This window comes from Rheinheimera salexigens (assembly GCF_001752395.1).
Classification (GTDB): Bacteria; Pseudomonadota; Gammaproteobacteria; order Enterobacterales; family Alteromonadaceae; genus Alishewanella; species Alishewanella salexigens.
Genome location: NZ_MKEK01000001.1, coordinates 1,383,347 through 1,400,383 on the forward strand (window position 1 = coordinate 1,383,347; position 17,037 = coordinate 1,400,383).

The 17,037-nt window shown below is 42.6% G+C and carries 13 protein-coding genes; 8 read left to right on the plus strand and 5 right to left on the minus strand.

Annotation, left to right across the window (positions count from 1 at the left end):
* The first annotated feature begins 10 nt into the window (after positions 1 to 10).
* Positions 11 to 370 (plus strand): 50S ribosomal protein L19, encoded by a 360-nt coding sequence (gene rplS, locus BI198_RS06385; RefSeq protein ID WP_070048807.1) that lies wholly within the window; start codon positions 11 to 13, stop codon positions 368 to 370.
* A gap of 7 nt (positions 371 to 377) precedes the next feature.
* Here the strand turns inward: rplS and BI198_RS15980 are convergent, their stop codons facing one another.
* Positions 378 to 518, minus strand: coding sequence for a hypothetical protein (locus tag BI198_RS15980; protein ID WP_158007089.1), 141 nt, complete (start codon positions 516 to 518; stop codon positions 378 to 380).
* A gap of 217 nt (positions 519 to 735) precedes the next feature.
* On the opposite strand from BI198_RS15980, the gene BI198_RS06390 reads away from it, so the two are divergent.
* From BI198_RS06390 to BI198_RS06405, 4 genes are all read left to right on the plus strand, one after another.
* Positions 736 to 1,794 carry a 3-deoxy-7-phosphoheptulonate synthase gene (locus tag BI198_RS06390; RefSeq protein WP_070048808.1) on the plus strand — a complete coding sequence of 353 codons (1,059 nt, stop codon included), beginning with the start codon at positions 736 to 738 and terminating at the stop codon, positions 1,792 to 1,794.
* A gap of 32 nt (positions 1,795 to 1,826) precedes the next feature.
* Positions 1,827 to 2,957, plus strand: a complete 1,131-nt coding sequence (tyrA, locus tag BI198_RS06395) for a bifunctional chorismate mutase/prephenate dehydrogenase (protein WP_070048809.1) — start codon at positions 1,827 to 1,829, stop codon at positions 2,955 to 2,957.
* 112 nt (positions 2,958 to 3,069) lie between these two features.
* Positions 3,070 to 3,684 carry a hypothetical protein gene (locus BI198_RS06400; RefSeq protein WP_141728853.1) on the plus strand — a complete coding sequence of 205 codons (615 nt, stop codon included), beginning with the start codon at positions 3,070 to 3,072 and terminating at the stop codon, positions 3,682 to 3,684.
* A gap of 238 nt (positions 3,685 to 3,922) precedes the next feature.
* Positions 3,923 to 4,504 (plus strand): transposase, encoded by a 582-nt coding sequence (locus tag BI198_RS06405; protein WP_201243413.1) that lies wholly within the window; start codon positions 3,923 to 3,925, stop codon positions 4,502 to 4,504.
* A gap of 24 nt (positions 4,505 to 4,528) precedes the next feature.
* Here the strand turns inward: BI198_RS06405 and BI198_RS06410 are convergent, their stop codons facing one another.
* The 3 genes from BI198_RS06410 to BI198_RS06420 form a co-directional block, all read right to left on the minus strand.
* The gene (locus tag BI198_RS06410; protein WP_070048811.1) at positions 4,529 to 5,410 is read right to left on the minus strand and encodes an LOG family protein; all 882 of its coding nucleotides are present in this window, start codon (positions 5,408 to 5,410) and stop codon (positions 4,529 to 4,531) included.
* A gap of 104 nt (positions 5,411 to 5,514) precedes the next feature.
* Positions 5,515 to 6,666, minus strand: coding sequence for a chorismate mutase (locus BI198_RS06415; protein WP_070048812.1), 1,152 nt, complete (start codon positions 6,664 to 6,666; stop codon positions 5,515 to 5,517).
* Positions 6,667 to 6,921: 255 nt separating this feature from the next.
* On the minus strand, positions 6,922 to 9,348 hold the full coding sequence (locus BI198_RS06420; protein ID WP_070048813.1) for a penicillin acylase family protein: 2,427 nt from the start codon (positions 9,346 to 9,348) through the stop codon (positions 6,922 to 6,924).
* A gap of 55 nt (positions 9,349 to 9,403) precedes the next feature.
* On the opposite strand from BI198_RS06420, the gene BI198_RS06425 reads away from it, so the two are divergent.
* On the plus strand, positions 9,404 to 10,123 hold the full coding sequence (locus BI198_RS06425) for a cytochrome b/b6 domain-containing protein (protein ID WP_070048814.1): 720 nt from the start codon (positions 9,404 to 9,406) through the stop codon (positions 10,121 to 10,123).
* Positions 10,124 to 10,289: 166 nt separating this feature from the next.
* Here the strand turns inward: BI198_RS06425 and BI198_RS06430 are convergent, their stop codons facing one another.
* Complete coding sequence (locus tag BI198_RS06430; RefSeq protein ID WP_070048815.1) at positions 10,290 to 10,727, minus strand: c-type cytochrome; 438 nt, start codon at positions 10,725 to 10,727, stop codon at positions 10,290 to 10,292.
* Positions 10,728 to 10,833: 106 nt separating this feature from the next.
* On the opposite strand from BI198_RS06430, the gene BI198_RS06435 reads away from it, so the two are divergent.
* The gene (locus BI198_RS06435; protein WP_083256571.1) at positions 10,834 to 13,869 is read left to right on the plus strand and encodes an EAL domain-containing protein; all 3,036 of its coding nucleotides are present in this window, start codon (positions 10,834 to 10,836) and stop codon (positions 13,867 to 13,869) included.
* Positions 13,870 to 13,891: 22 nt separating this feature from the next.
* Complete coding sequence (locus BI198_RS06440) at positions 13,892 to 17,035, plus strand: amidohydrolase family protein (RefSeq protein WP_083256572.1); 3,144 nt, start codon at positions 13,892 to 13,894, stop codon at positions 17,033 to 17,035.
* The last annotated feature ends 2 nt before the right edge of the window (positions 17,036 to 17,037 follow it).

Consider the following 17,037-nt stretch of genomic DNA (forward strand, 5'->3'; position numbering starts at 1 on the left):
TGAGATTGTTATGAGCAAAGTTAGCCAAAACATTATCAAACAACTTGAAGACGAGCAGTTAAAAACTGACGTTCCTGCGTTCGCGCCGGGCGACACTGTAATCGTTCAAGTAAAAGTAACTGAAGGTGAAAAATCACGTTTACAGGCTTACGAAGGCGTTGTTATCGCTAAGCGTAACCGTGGTTTACATTCTGCTTTCACAGTACGTAAAATCTCTAATGGCGAAGGTGTTGAGCGTGTTTTCCAAACGCACAGCCCATTGGTAGACAGTATTACGGTTAAGCGCCGTGGTGCAGTTCGCCGTGCTAAGCTTTACTACTTACGCGATCGTTCAGGTAAATCAGCGCGTATCCGCGAAAAGCTTAACTAAGTTAGATTTAAGCGTGATAAAGGCCGACTTCTGTCGGCCTTTTTTGTGGCTGAAAAACAGTGACCGCGGCATAGCCGCTAGTTACCGTTGCCTGTGGCAACTCGTCACTGCTTGCGTAGCAAGCTCGTCTATCAACTACTTGTCGCATAGCTATTTCGTAAACTTATTTATACGATTAGTCTTCATTATTGAAAAATACAAATCTTAACAAACTAAAGGCTTGACCGCTGCTAATTGGCACTTTAGTATCAGGTGTGTATTTAATTGATTACGAGTTGTAAGTTTAAGTTTACAGTTAAGGTTTGCCAGTTTTTATCTGCTCCCTTTGCTTATTCTGTTTAACTCTAAGTGCTGGAGCATAGAAAATGAGTAAGATTGTTGATGATTTGCGCATTGTGGCGCAAAAACCGTTAAGTTCGCCTGCAGTGTTAAAAAAAGTATTACCTTTATCAGAGCAAGGTGCACTATTTGTGCAGCAAGCACGGGCTGATATTGCCAATATTGTTCACGGCAAAGATAAGCGCTTATTAGTGGTAACCGGGCCCTGCTCTATTCACGACCCTGTAGCAGCTATTGAATATGCCCAGAAGCTTAAAAAGTTACAGTTGGAATATGCCGATAGCTTATACATAGTAATGCGGGTGTATTTTGAAAAGCCTCGCACCACGGTGGGCTGGAAAGGGTTTATTAATGATCCGCATTTAGATGATTCATTTGATTTAGAAACCGGCTTAACTTGGGGCCGTGACTTATTATTAAAAATGGTTGAAATGGAGTTACCCACCGCAACTGAGGCTTTAGATCCTATTAGCCCACAGTACTTGTCTGATTTGATTAGCTGGTCGGCAATAGGCGCGCGTACGGTTGAATCACAAACTCACCGTGAAATGGCCAGTGGTTTATCGATGCCAGTTGGCTTTAAAAATGGCACCGATGGTAATTTAAGTATCGCTTTAAATGCGTTGCAGTCGGCTGCCAGTGGTCATAGCTTTTTTGGTATCAATCAAAATGGTGAAGTCAGCTTAGTGCAAACAGCAGGTAACCCAGATGGTCATATTATTCTACGTGGTGGTGTGAAGCCGAATTACGACACGCAAAGTGTTAATGCCGCTTTAGCTGCCTTACAAAAGCTTAACTTACCCAATGGTATAGTAGTGGATTGCAGCCATGGTAACTCGAATAAAGATCATAATCGTCAAGGTGAAGTGGCACATGATGTGTTATCGCAACGCTTAGCCGGGAATGAGGCCATTATTGGTATTATGCTAGAAAGCCACTTACACGCTGGTCGCCAAGAGTTAATTAATGGCAAAGCTGAGCACTATGGTGTGTCGGTAACGGATGCTTGTATTGACTGGCCTACGACTGAAGTGTTACTGATGAGTCTGTACCAGAAAATGCAATCATTGGTGGCGGCAGCTTAAGAGGGTAAATGTAATAGTATGGTAATAGTATTATGACCCAACAAAAAGCACAGCAAGCGCTTAGCCCGTTAAGACAGCAAATTGATGCCATTGATAGTCAATTAGTGGCTTTGTTAGCTAAACGGGCGCAAGTGACGGCGCAAGTAGGCATTGTAAAGCAAGAATTTGCGCTGCCGGTATATGTGCCAGAGCGTGAACAAGCTTTAATAACTGCAAGGCGTGAGCAAGCTACGGCATTAGGGGTGTCGCCTGAGTTAGTGGAGGATATATTGCGCCGAATGATGCGTGAGTCTTATCAAACTCAAGAAAGTGGTTTTGTGTGTTGTGGTGAAGTTGGCGCTAAAGTGGTGATTGTCGGTGGAGATGGCGCGCTAGGTCAACGCTTTGCGAGTTTGTTTACTCGTTCAGGTTATGTGGTTAACACGTTAGGGCCAGATGATTGGCAAGATGCTGAAGCCATCTGTGCAAATGCCGCTTTAGTACTAATGGCAGTACCCATTACATTAACTGAGCAATTGATCCATAAACTGCCAGTTTTAGCCAAACATTGTGTGTTGGCCGATATTACCAGCGTTAAAGCTAAGCCGCTAGCAGCCATGTTAGCACAGCACTCTGGCCCCGTAGTGGGTTTACACCCCATGTTTGGCCCAGATGTAACCAACCTTGTGAAGCAAGTGGTGGTGGTGTGTCATGGCCGCGACCAAGCGCAATATCAATGGTTATTAACCCAGCTTAATGTCTGGGGTGCTGAGCTCGCCGAAAAGAGTGCCGACGAGCATGATCATGCCATGCAATTAATTCAAGCCATGCGCCATTTTTCATCCTTAGTTTATGGCGTACATTTAGCCGACGAGCAAGCCGATTTAGCCCAGTTATTGCAACTAAGCTCACCCATTTATCGCTTAGAACTGGCGATGGTAGGCAGATTATTCGCCCAAAATGCTGAGCTTTATGCTGATATCATGTTGTCATCCAGCGCCATGACACAAGTGCTACAACGTTATCAGCAGCGTTTCTGCCAGTTGTTACAGCTGTTAGAAAGCCAAGATAAAGCCGGTTTAATGGCCCAATTTGGTAAAGGCCAACAATTTTTCGGCGATCTGGCCGAGCAATTCCTGCAAGAAAGCAAACACTTACTGCAAAAAGCCGCCGACAGCCGCTAAAATTACTAATATGGGGTCGGAGTACATTAATAAAATGTTAACTCCGCCTTGCCGCAGTTTTTTCTGCAATAGCTATACTGTTCATAGTTTAAAAACTACGGGAGTATTTGTTATGAAACTTGTTTCTATAAAACTTAGCGCTATAAAAGTCATTAATCCGCTACCTAAAGCGTTATTACTAAGCTTATTCGGCGTCGCGCTCACATTAACTGCTTACGCTTCAGATGTTGATGACGCTATTGCAGCCGCAACTAAGCATTATAAAGCCGGCGAGTATTCGCAAGCAGCTGCTCAGCTAGATTATGCCAGCACGTTGATTAGGCAGGAAAAAGGCGAACAGGTGAAAACATTTTTTCCGGACGCGCCAACTGGTTGGCAAGCTGAAGATGCTGAGAGTTCAGTCGCAGGGGCAGCGATGTTTGGTGGAGGAATTAGCGCATCTAGAGCCTATTATAATGCGGATTATCGGATTGAAATTGACTTAATGATGGACTCACCGATGCTGCAAGCCTTTTCTATGATGTTAAGTAATCCATCAATGATTGCTATGTCAGGTGGCAAATTAACCAAAATTCAAGGTATTCAAGCAGTGCAGAAGGTGGATGGCAAGCAATTGGAGATCCAGTTTGTTACACCCACAGGCGCTATGGTTACGCTAAGTGGCGATAATGCTGCCCAGAGTACTTTATTAAAACTTGCCAATGCAATAGACCTTAAAAAGCTTTGATTTCAAGATCTATTTATTATGAGTGGGTTTTATTTAACAATTTATTAATGTGCACTGACCCCATTTTAAGAGTTGAAGCTGATTGGTTATGAACTACACTTGTTTAAAATTGGTTGCAAGTGTAAATATTTATGGCTAGAAAACCTAGGTTTTATGTGAAAGGTGTGCCTTGTCATGTGGTGCAGCGTGGCAATAATCGACAACGCTGCTTTTATCTGATGAAGATTTTGGCTTTTATATGCGCCGGCTAGAAGATGCCCTGCAGTGCTATCAGGTGCAGCTACATGCGTTTGTATTAATGACTAATCATGTCCATTTATTAATGACGCCTCAAGATAGCGAAGGTATTTCCCGGGTGTTGCAAAGCGTTGGTCGTGATTACGTGCGCTATTTCAATAATACTTATCAACGCTCGGGCACGTTATGGGAAGGGCGACATAAAGCCAGCTTAATTGATTCTGAGCGTTATTTTATGTTGTGCATGCGATATATAGAGCTGAACCCAGTAAGAGCAAGAATGGTGAAATTGCCTGAGGAATACCATTGGTCTAGTTTTCAGCAACATGGTGTCGGTAACGATATTGCTAGCTTGACGCCGCATCCGTTGTATTTGGGATTAGCTGATAATGCTCAAAATCGTTGTAGTGCCTATCGAGCATTATTTACGCAGCACTTAACGGCTGAGGAGATTGACAAGGTACGTCGATGTGTCAGGCATAATTACCCTTTAGCTGATGCGCGTTTTAGAGCTGAGCTAGAGCAACGTTTGGGTTGCGAGTTTGGGCAATTAGGGCCGGGCAGACCGTTAACAATTAATTAATGTGCTCCGACCCCATATTAGTTGTTAGAGGTTGTAGTGTTCTTTGATCAGTTGCCATGCGTGTTCTGGGGTGTCGGCGTATTGGATTAGATCTAAGTCTTCGGCGTTGATGACGCCTTCTTCTACTAAAAGATCGAAGTTGATTAGCTTTTGCCAAAAAGCTTTGTTGAATAAGATCACCGGGACGCGGGTGGATTTTTTAGTTTGAATTAAGGCTAAGGTTTCAAATAGTTCGTCTAGGGTGCCAAAGCCACCTGGGAAGGCGACGAGTGCGCGGGCGCGTTGTAAAAAGTGCATTTTACGGATGGCGAAGTAATGAAACTGAAAACAAAACTTGGGGGTGATGTATTGGTTAGGTTGTTGTTCACGCGGGAGTACAATATTTAAACCAATGCTTTCGCCTCCGGCTTCCATAGCGCCTCGATTGGCTGCTTCCATAATGCCTGGGCCGCCGCCGCTGATGATGGTGAGGGCACAGTCTTGATGTTTACAGCTGTGCTCGGTGACTAAATAAGAAAAGCGCTGCGATGCAGTATAATACTGGCTTGATTTAACTTGAGCTTGAGCATATTTAACTGCTTTTTGATTTTGGCTGTTATCAATTTCGGCTAAGGCTTGTTGCGCATTTTCTAATAATAGCTCGGCTTTTTCTGGAGATAAAAAGCGGGCGCTACCAAACACGACGATAGTGGCGTTTATGTTGTGCTGCTCTAATACTTGTTGGGGTTTTAGGTATTCTAATTGCAGCCGAATATGACGCAAACTATCTTGCGTTAAAAAATCAGTATCAGCGAAGGCTAGACGATAGGCGCTTGAGTCTTCTAAGGTGTTAATAGCGTTTATGGTGTCGATAGACTGCTGGGCTGACGTTAAATGGCGGCCATAAAGTTTTTCTTTATCAGTCATATGATCCTCTTAATGCGATGATGAAACCCTGATGACACTACACCTAAAATGTATGCTGCCAGCAGGGTTTTAATTATAAGCTAGCCAAGTTAAGCCAAGTTAAGTTAAGCAATAACTTGGGTTGGCTCGATATCTTCACTGGCATAACAGCCGAGTACTTTTATAAAACGGGTAATTTTGTTTAATTCTTCTAATGCACGGGTCATGGCGTAGTCGTTTAAATTGGCGAACACGTCCACATAAAACATTTCTTCCCACGGGTTGCCGTTTATTGGTCGCGATTCTAATTTGGCCATGCTGATGCCGTGTTGTTTTAAAACTAGCAGCGCATCAACTAATGCACCAGGTTGCTGGCCAGTGTACATGATAAAGGTGGTTTTTGCTGGTATGGCTTTGGCCACTTGTACGGGTTTGCGAGCCACCACTATAAAGCGGCTGACGTTGTCTTTTTGATTAGCTAATTCACGGGTTAGTACTTGTAAACCGTATAAATCGCCACCGGCTTCACCACCAATAGCCACTACGCTTGGATCTTGCAGTTGTTTTACTCGGCTAAAAGCATCGGATGTGCTGTCGCAATATTCCACTTTTACATTGGCTAAGCCTTGTAAGAATTGGCTGCACTGGGCAATAACTTGCGGGTGAGCACACACTTGGCGAATTTTAGATAAATCGGTATCTTCTAAGCCTAATAAGCAGTGGGCGATAGGGTGGGTTAACTCGCCAACGATGGATAACCGAGTGTGTTGTAATAAGTCGTATACTTCGTTGATTGAACCCGATGAAGTGTTCTCAATCGGTAATACGGCATAGTCGGCATGGCCGGTTTCTACCGAATGGACAATATCGTGGAAGCTATCGCAGCCTAGTTCAATCAATTGCTCGGCGCGACGGGTGAAGTACTTTTGTGCTGCCCAGTAGCTATAAGAGCCTTGACCGCCTAAGAATGCTACACGGACAATATCTCTATCTAAGTTATTTAATTGGCCTTGAATTTTAGCCTGTTGTTGCAGCACTGAGTCTTCAATAATTACGTGATATAAACGCGTAACATATTGGGCATCAATGTTTAAGGTTTTACCGTGCTCAATTAGGGATATTAATAATTCTTGCTCGCGTTTTTGATCTCTAATCGGTTTATTTTGCGCTAACTTTGCGTTTGCTACTGCCAGTGCCAGTTGTCGACGTTTAGCCAGTAATGCTAATAACTGCTGATCGGTATCGCTAATCTCCGTGCGTATTTGGTCTAATTGCATGTCTGGCTCTCTTAGTTAATTGAACAGCTAATGCTGTTGTTTAAGTGATATTTTTAGCTGTAACAATTTATTAATGTACACTGACCCCATTTTAGAAGCCGTTTTGAGGTAAAAAAAAACCTCCCAGTTGGGAGGTTTTGGTTAAACTGCGCATGCAGCTCACCACCTCCCGCTTGGGGTGGTAAAGCTAAAAAAATTGCGTACGATAATTAATAGGTTCATGACCCTTAACATAAAGGGTCTAGAGGGCTAAAGTCAAGGCTGTGGTGTTAGTAATAACTGATATTTTTTTGCGCCGGGTAAAAACGGTAAAGTTACGCCGTTTAACCAGTAGGTATGATCTGCGCGATAAAATGGCGATAACGGGTGGCCAGATTGCCCTGTTGGCATGGTTAATATACCTAGGTGCTCTTGGCCTGGCGCGACGACTAAGCGCTGAGATTGGCCAAACGTAGAGCCTTGTACGCGGGGCATATGGCTATCACCATTCATTTCGGTATTGGGCATATTTAGCCAGTTGCCAAAGTAAGGTATGGCCAAAGCCAGCGGATGCTGGATCTTAGCCTGATTAACTAAACCCCAGCGGCTATTATCAATGCTGCCATTTTGCTGTTCTAGCTGTTGTTTACTTTGTAAAATAGCGCTTTGCATTAAATGCTGCCAATCGGTATAGGGTGCGACCACGGTATCGGCGCGTTTTTGTTGCAGCATTTGCCAAATGGCCGGCTCTAATGAGAATTTTAAATCTCTACTGGCGGCACCTTGTTGTTCTAATAAGGCCGATAACGGCGCAAATTGCAATTGCAGTAGTTGCTGGCGAAAGTGTTTAACTAAGGTGTAGCCTATAGCATTTACGTTGGCCTGATCTGAGCTTAGTGATACTTGGTTTTGATACTGTTGTAGCTGATGCTCTTCAATAAACTCAGCTGTTAGCTGACTAAGTAATAATTGCTGCCAACGCGCTAACATTTTGGCATTATTATCGAGTTGAATTTGATGTAAGTCGGCTTCGTTAAAGGCGGTATTATCCAGTAATTGATCTCGAATTTGCTGGCCTCTGGCACCTAAGTCATAGCCACCATTACCAATTTTAGCGTACATATCGGCACCGACTGTACGGGCGTTAGCAGACCATAAGCGTTTAATGCTGGGGTTGATAATGGCGGGTTGCTCGGTAGCGTCGATATAACCTTGCCAATAATCAGGCTGCTGGCTCCAGTCTTGGGCGGTATCCCAATCATAATCTAACGAGCGCTTAGGAATGGCACCGGCAATGGTCCAAGCAATATGACCTGCAGCGTCAGCAACCACTAGGTTTTGGGCTGGAATGCCAATGTTGGGCGCTAAGTTAACGGCTTGTTGTACGGTGCTGGCGGTTTCTAAGGCGATTAAATTAAAGTTTACTGCTTTAGAGTCATAGCCGACCCAACGTAAGGCATAAGCTTGGTTATCGTTGCTATTAGAGGTGTTACCAGCAGAGTTCTTGGCTGTGGGATTGGTAGAGTGATTGGCTGGAAAGTACACAACCGGCCCCCAGTGGGTGCTGGCTAGTTCAAGTGCTTGATCTTTATCGTGGGCGACTTTAATGGTTTCATAATGATACTGCAGGGGTTGCCAGCCGTCTTGGCTTAAATAGCGTTTGCCGTCATCGCTTAAAGTGAGTTTTATTAAATCATGCCAATCGCCGGTGCTATTGGTAAAGCCCCAAGCAATGTTGGTATTAGACCCTACTACTATGGCGGGTGCACCTGGTAAGCTTAAACCGGTGACTTGAATTATTTGGTTGTTTTGGCGCCAATTAAGTTGCGCTTTATACCAAGTATTTGGCACGCGCAGCCCTAAATGCATATCATCGGCTAAAATGGCACTGCCATGGTGGGTTAAGGTGCCAGAGACAGCAAAGTTATTGCTACCTATGTCGGTTGCATCTTTAACATCGCATTGCACACAGGCATTAAGTTGTTGTGTTAACACACTAGGATAAGCGGAGCGGGGCATAAGAACCGCGGGAATAATGGATGCATCAATTGCCGCTTGCCAATGCTGACTGTGCTGCTGTAAAAAATGATACCAGTCGCTATCAATACTGTTTTTTAGCACCGTCATGGCATATTCATCACGCCCTAGCTTGCCTTGTAAATCGAGGTACATGCTGTAAATCACTAAAAAAGAGTCTGTTGCTTGCCAAGGCTGTGGCTGTTGGCGCAATATCCAATATTCAAATGGCGGTAAGGTTAAAGCGTTTAATCCGGCATTTACACCATTAGTATAGCCTTGTAATAATTGGTTTTGTTGTTGGGTTAATTGCTGTAGTGCTTGTTCGGCATGGTGGCGAAATCGGTGTTGGCGTAGGGCTTTATCTGCAGCGACAGCCCGGCTACCGAATAATCCGGCTAATTCGCCGGCAGCATTGCGGCGTAATAAGTCCATCTGAAAAAAACGTTCTTGAGCATGTGCAAAACCTAAAGCATAGCTAGCATCTTGTCGGTTAGCGGCATGGATGCTGAGATAACCTAAATTGTCCCGATCGACCCGCACAGTTGCGGATACATCTGCCGCAAGTTTGGTATCATATGCCGGTAAGCTAATATAAAGTGCCGAGTATATTGTCGCTGATGCCACTATTGCGACAACGGCTATCAGAATAATTAGCGAGCTAAACAGCCATTTCCACCAATTCATCTTTAATTTTCTGTAGTATAAAATGATAAACTTAGCATAACGGAGACAACCTAGAATGTCACAAAGTAAAGCGTCGATATCGAAAACATCGATTAAAACAGCAGGTAAAATCCAGGTTTGGGATGTTGCGGTTCGGGTATTTCATTGGAGCCAAGTGCTGTTAATTGCTGGGCTTTGGTATACCGGTGAAGAGGGTTATACCGCAGAGCACCAATTGCTGGCCTTTACTTTATTAGCTTTGATTATTAGCCGAATTGTTTGGGGAATAGTCGGCAGTAAAAATGCTCAGTTTGCCCGTTTTGCCGCATCGCCAATGCAAGCTCTACGTTACTTATTTAAACCTACGCCTAAGGTGGGGCATAATCCTGCATCGTTTTATATGATTATGCTATTAATTATCTTAATGTTAGTGCAGTTAATTACCGGTATGGCTACTTTTGATAATAGCTATTTAAGTGATGGCCCTTTAGTAAAATATTTATCGGCTGATATGGTCGATTTAGCATCCACTATTCATAGTATTAATATCAATATTTTATTAGCGGCCATCGCGGTACATGTTATTGCTGCCGTTTGGCATAGTGTGGCTGTGCATAATGTTATTGCTGTGATGATTACCGGCAAAGACCAAGCTGATGTTAAAAGCATAGGCGATAAAGCTAGTAATAAGCCCGCTACAGGCTTTCGCCATAGTGGTTGGTTCTTTTTGTTATTGGCGTTGTTATTAGTGGCATTATATTTTTGGCAGGGGCAGCGCTTAATGGCTTATTTATAAAGCTAGATTAGCAAAGCTAGGATAGTGAAAGTATGTAGCATTAAGTATGTAGCAGAAAGTTTGTAGCAAAAAGTTTGTAGCAAAAAGTTTGTAGCAAAAAGTAGGTATTATTAAATTACAAAAAACACACTAGCCAGAATATAGGCTAGTGTGTTTTAAGGTAAAATTATTCTTTGTATTTATCGTGACACGCTTTGCAATTGCGAGCAAAAGTACCAAATGCTTTTCTAATTTCAGCTTGGTCACCGTTTAACGATGCGGTGTGCAATACAGCAGCATCACTGGCTAGTTTTTCACCACGTGATTTAAAATCGGCTAAATTATCCCAAATCTCTGCTTTAGCATCGCCGCCTTTTACTGAAAAACCATACCAAGGTAAGGTGGTAAGAGTGGCTAAAGCTGTTGCTCTTTCTTTAACGCGATCAGCATCATAAGTAACATCACCTTTGACCATGTCGCCAATATCTGCCATGTTATGACGTATTAGTTGAAATGCAGCTTGACGGTACTCTACGCTATCTTTAGCGTCACTAAACACGCTAGCAGCAATAACAGCTGGTGAACTGATAGCTAACACTAAGGCAGCAATTAACGATTTTTTCATATAAGACTCTCTTTTTGTATGTGCATGTATTACTTTATAGGTAATAGCTTAACAGATAACGATATTTTGCCAACCTTGCAATAGTATTAACAAATAGGCTGAAGCAGTGAAGGAAATAAGCTTTATTAAACCACAGGGAATGGATTCATTAGGCAGAAAGTTTGCTGTAGTGGTATTTTTGGCAATTATGATTGTAGGCTTAGCCGTTGGTTATTTAGTGGTGTCATATCAAGAATATGTACTCATTAAGCAGCAACAAGATGCCATTAAATTAAATACACTACGTTACTCAGCGCAACTGACCGATAGTTTTGTCAAAAAACAACAAAAAGCGACCGTAGCGAATAAAATTGTTACTACGGCTTTAGGCCAAACAAAAATGGACGCTAGGCCGAGTCTAGTCGCGAGTGCTGACGGTAGTATTAGAAGCCAAGATGATTATTCGGCGGCTTATATTGCGTCGGATCAATATAATCGCCGTACCGCAGCACTGTTTGAACATACGGCGGTGTTATGGCAACAACTTGCCCCGTTAATGACTGAAGACTTTTATAGTTTTTACTTTATCTCTAAACAACATTTTATTCGTTCAACCCCAGCTGACTGGGCACTGCAATTTGATACTGGGCATGATTTTAACCTCGATTATTTTTATAGCTTAGCCACGCCGGAACAAAATCCTGAACGTATAGCAAAGTGGACCTCGCTGTATTTTGACAGCATTGTTAAGCAATGGCTGATTAGTTTAATTATTCCGGTTTATGTTGATAATGAATTTATAGGCGTGACTGGCACCGATATATTGTTGCAAGATATTTTAGATAGTTTGCCCAGTTTGCAAAATAAACTGCAAAATGCTCAAGTGTTTTTATTTGATGGCCAAGGCCAAATAATTGGTGATAAATTTCAGCGCTTACCTTCCGGGTTACCCATGAATACGCTATTTCCTGGAGTAAAAGCCGTGACGCCAAGCTTAAAAAGTTATGCCAAGGACGTGGCATCTCAGCCACGTGAAATAGCCCAGACATCTGAAAAACAATCTGCAAAGCTGTCAGAGCATCTTATTTATTCCGCTGCGATAGGGCCTATTAATTGGTATTTAGCGATGCATATCGAGAAAGAGCAGGTATTAGCCAGCTTAACTGAATATCGCAAGCGCTTAGTCAGTATTTTTATGGTAGTGGCACTTTTAGTGTCGTTGATGATTTTTCTAATAGTTTATCAAGTAATTCTAAAACGGTTAAATCGGTTATCTAATGCTATTTATGCATTTACACGAGGTGAGGTTAATCAAGTTGAATTGGATGTAAAAACTGATGAAATAGGCATGTTAAATCGGGCTTTTAATCAGATGACGTTAAAAATGACGACCTTAGTATCTGGCTTAAATGCCAAGATAACTGAAAAAGAATTAGCTGAGCATTTAGCGCGAAAGTTAAGTAAAGCGGTGTCGTTTTTAAGCTCTGGCATTGTCATTACCGATAGCAAGTTACAGATTGAATATATTAATCCTTTCTTAATTAAAATGCTTAAGTGTCAGCCGGCTTTAGAGCAGAGGCAAGCATTAAGTGTGCTGTTTTCAGCAGAAATGCATCATTTAAATGATGAGATTTTCTATGCTCTTAAAGAGCGACAACATTGGCGTGGCGATATGTTAATGCATTATCACGGTCAGGAAGGTAGTGAAAAAAACGGTGATAAAACCAATAATCACGTCAATAACCAGGCCGATACTCAATTCTGGGTGTCGTTAGCTATAGCGCCAATTCGCGATGAAAAGGGAGAGATCAGTAACTACGTGTGTGCTATGCAAGATATTTCGTTTATTAAGCAAAGCCAGATAAAAATGGAGCAGTTAGCCTATTACGATGTATTAACCGGCTTAGCTAACCGCAGTTACTTTCGAGAACAGTTACGCAAAGCAATAGCCATGTCGCAGCGTGGTTATTATAACTTTGCTTTATTATATTTTGATCTAGATGAATTTAAGCGTATTAACGATACCTTAGGTCACGATGCTGGTGATGAGTTATTAAAAGAAGTCGCCCGGCGTTTAACGTCGCGATTGCGCGCTGAAGATACCATTGCCCGTCTCGGTGGTGATGAGTTTGCGGTAATTTTAGCGGCAATTAATGATCGCAACCAAGCGTCGCTAATTGCCCGTAATTTACAGCAAGCCTTTGCTGAACCGGTAAAATTAGGCCAGCATGAGGTGGCTATTAGTGCCAGTATTGGTATTACTATTGCACCAGAAGATGCCGCTGAAGAAGAGTTATTATTAAAACATGCTGATTTAGCCATGTATGAAGCTAAAGCACGCGGTAGAAATACCTTCCAATTTTATAGTCCAGAATTAAATGAAGTCGCTAAAGAGCGTTTACTGATTGAAAACCAGCTAAGAGAAGCAATTAAACAGAATCAGTTTATGTTGTATTACCAGCCGAAAATTGATTTACGCGATAACAGCTTGCTGGGTTATGAGGCTTTGTTACGCTGGTTACGGCCGGATAATACCTTAGTAGCGCCGGCACGCTTTATGACGGTAGCTGAAAACACCGGATTAATAGTACCCATAGGCGAATGGATTATATGGGAAGCGTGTCGCTTTATCACTCGGCAGCATAATCAGGGCAACTTAATTACTCTAGCGATTAATTTATCGGTAAGGCAATTTAAAGATGAAAATTTACCTGAAGTTGTCGAGCGCATTATTCAACGTACTGGTGCTGACCCTCAATATTTAATGTTCGAAATTACCGAAAGTATGTTAATGGGTGACACAGATGCGGCTATTAGCCAATTAAATCAGTTAAAGCGGCTTGGCGTGTCTTTATCTATTGACGACTTTGGTACAGGCTATTCATCGCTTAGTTATTTAAAGCGTTTTCCGGTAGACGAGCTAAAAATTGACCGCTCGTTCGTCAGAGATATTCCCGAGAACCGTAACGATATGAATATCGTTTCCGCTATTATTGCTATGGCGCAAAAAATGGGCCTGCAAGTGGTTGCAGAAGGAGTAGAAACTGCCGAACAAGTTGAGTTTTTAAGAAAAAATGCCTGCTACCACGTTCAGGGCTATTACTTTAGTATGCCATTGGCCGAGCAAGAATTAGCCAGTCTGAACTTTGTTATAAAACAATAACCTTTAATCCCAGGAATATGTTATGACTCGAGCCCGTTTATCGACGCGTAAACTGTCGATGCCACCTGTGTCACTAATAACTGCTGCATTGATTACACTAACGACAACAAGCAGTTACGCTGATCAGACTTCACCTTTGCAAGGTATTCAACATAAAACGCCTAATTTAGTCGCCTTAACCGGTGCCACTGTAGTGACTGAACCGGGTAAAACCTTAAACAATGCCACTATTTTAATTGAAAACGGTAAAATCTCTGCTGTTGGCACTAAAGTGACTGTACCTGCAGGTTATCAGCAAATTGATGCTAGCCAATTTCATATATATGCTGGCTTTATTGACCCTTATACCGAATATGGTGTGCCCGCGGCGAAAAAACCAAACCGCGGCAGTTATCGCGATGCGCCGGTTTATAGCAATAAGCGCCAAGGCGGTAACGCCAGTAATGATGCTATTCATGCCCAAGTACGTTGGATTAACCAATTTAAACCTGATGCTAAAGCGGCAGAGAGTTTTCGTCAGCTAGGCTTCACCGCAGTACAAGCGGCGCAGTTTGACGGTATTTTCCGTGGCCAAGCTTTTGTTAGTTCACTAGCTGATGGTCTTGCTAATGAGTTAGTACTTAAAGCCGATGGCGCTCAGTTTATGTCGTTTAGTAAAGGTAGCTCTAAGCAGAGTTATCCATCGTCATTAATGGGTAGTATTGCCTTAATTCGGCAAACTTTAAGTGATGCTAATTGGTATCAGCAAGCGTATGGCAAAACGGATACCCGCTTTTATACTGAACCGGTTGAGTTTAATGCTGCATTACAGCAATTAGGTGGTTTAAACGATTTAGGCGCAATTTTTGAAACTACTGATGACCGCTCATTTTTACGTGCCGACAAATTACTAAATGAGTTTGCATTAAATAACGCTGTGTTAGTGGGCTCGGGTTATGAATATGTCCGCTTAGATGAAGTTAAACAAAGTGGCCGTAGCTTAATTTTACCGCTTAACTTTCCTGCCGCACCTGAAGTGAAGCAAGTGTCTGATCAGCCAGATGTTGATTTAGCCAGTTTGCGTCATTGGGAACGCGCACCTAGCAATGCCGCCGCATTGGCAAATGCCGGTGTGCCTTTTGCGTTAACGACGTACAAATTAAAAGATAAAAAACAGTTTTGGCCAAACTTACGTAAAGCGGTGCAACATGGTTTAACCAGCGATACGGCATTAGCCGCGCTGACCACAGTGCCTGCCAAAATGACCGGTGTAGCAGCAAGCTTAGGTAAAATTGCCCAAGGTTATCAAGCCGACTTAGTTATTGCTAATGGTGATTTATTTACTGATGGTGAAATTATTGCTACTTGGACCCGTGGCCAGCAGCATAACTTTAAGCCGCTTCACGCTATAGATATGACCGGCGATTATGCAATTAATGTTAACGGTAAAGCGATGCAACTTAGTTTGCGTGCCGACGCAAAAGGTAGCTTAAAATTAGCAGGTGCTGATGATAAAGACGCCGTAAAGTTAACTGCTGTTAGCGTTGCTCAGCAACAGTTGCAGTTTAATGTCGATTTAACTTCGTTAACTGAACAAGCTGAAATTGCCCAGTTTAATGGCAAGTTTGTAGATAATCAGTTAATCGGTAAATTACATATAAATCAGGCTAAGTTAGACATTAGCGCTAGCCGCACTGAAGTGGCAGCAGATAAAGCAGACAGTAAAAAAGCTGCAATTGATAGCGCATTGAATACGACTATGATATCTAAGCTAACGTTTCCAAACCGTGCTTATGGTTTAAATAGCTTGGCCGAACAACAAAATGTGCATATTAAAAATGTCACTGTTTGGACGGCAGAAGCCGCTGGTATTCAACAAGAAACCGACGTTTTAGTTCGTAATGGTAAGTTTTATAAAGTAGGTAAGTCATTATCGACACCACGTGGTTATGCGGTAATTGATGGCACTGGCTTACATTTAACCCCTGGTATTATTGACGAACACTCGCATGTTGCTATTGAAATGGGCGTTAACGAAGGCACCGATGCTGTTACCTCTGAAGTGCATATTGGCGATGTGTTAAACCCAGATGATATTAATATTTATCGTGGTTTAGCCGGTGGTACTACTACGTCTCAGCTATTACACGGCAGTGCTAACCCTATTGGTGGCCAAGCGCAAATTATCCAATTCCGTTGGGGCGAAACTGCAGATAAGCTTAAGTTTAAAGATGCACCAGGTAGCATTAAGTTTGCTTTAGGTGAAAACGTTAAACAGTCTAACTGGGGCGATGCTTTTAACGAGCGTTATCCGCAAACGCGTGCTGGTGTTGAAACCACAGTGCGTGATGCTTTTCAAACGGCCAAAGAATATCAAGCGAATTGGACTGCTTATAATAAGCTGTCAAAACGTAAACGTGCTGACATTGCACCGCCGCGCAAAGATTACCGCTTAGATGTCTTAGTCGAGATATTAAATAAACAGCGCTTTATTCATGCTCACTCGTATGTGGCATCTGAAATATTAATGCTGATGGGCGTAGCCGAAGAGATGGGCTTTAGCATTACCACTTTTACCCATATTTTAGAAGGCTATAAAGTTGCCAAGGAAATGCAAGCGCATGGCGCTAGTGCGTCAACCTTTGCCGATTGGTGGGCTTATAAAATGGAAGTGCAAGATGCTATTCCAACCAATGCCTGTTTAATGGCAGAGCAAGGTTTATTAGTGAGCATTAACTCAGATGATGCCGGTTTACAACGCCGTTTAAATCAAGAAGCCGCTAAATCTGTGATGTACTGCGGTATGGATCAGCATGAAGCGTTGAAAATGGTGACGATTAATCCTGCCAAACAGCTAAAAATTGATAATGTTACAGGTTCAATTGCAGAAGGTAAGCAAGCGGACTTCGTGTTATGGAGCGGTAATCCGTTATCAGTGTATAGCCAAGCATTACAAACTTGGATTGAGGGTACTAAGTACTTTGATATTGAAGCAGATAAGCAGATGCAACTACAAGTTGCCGCTGAAAAACAGGCCTTAATGCAAAAAGTATTACAAAGTGGTGATGATGCTAAAAAAGGTGAAAAAGCCGGTTATAAGCAAGATGAACCCTTATGGCATTGTGATGATCAAGGCGATTGGTTAGCCGAAGGTCAGTTTGCCCACTTTCTTCAGCATTCGCATTAAGG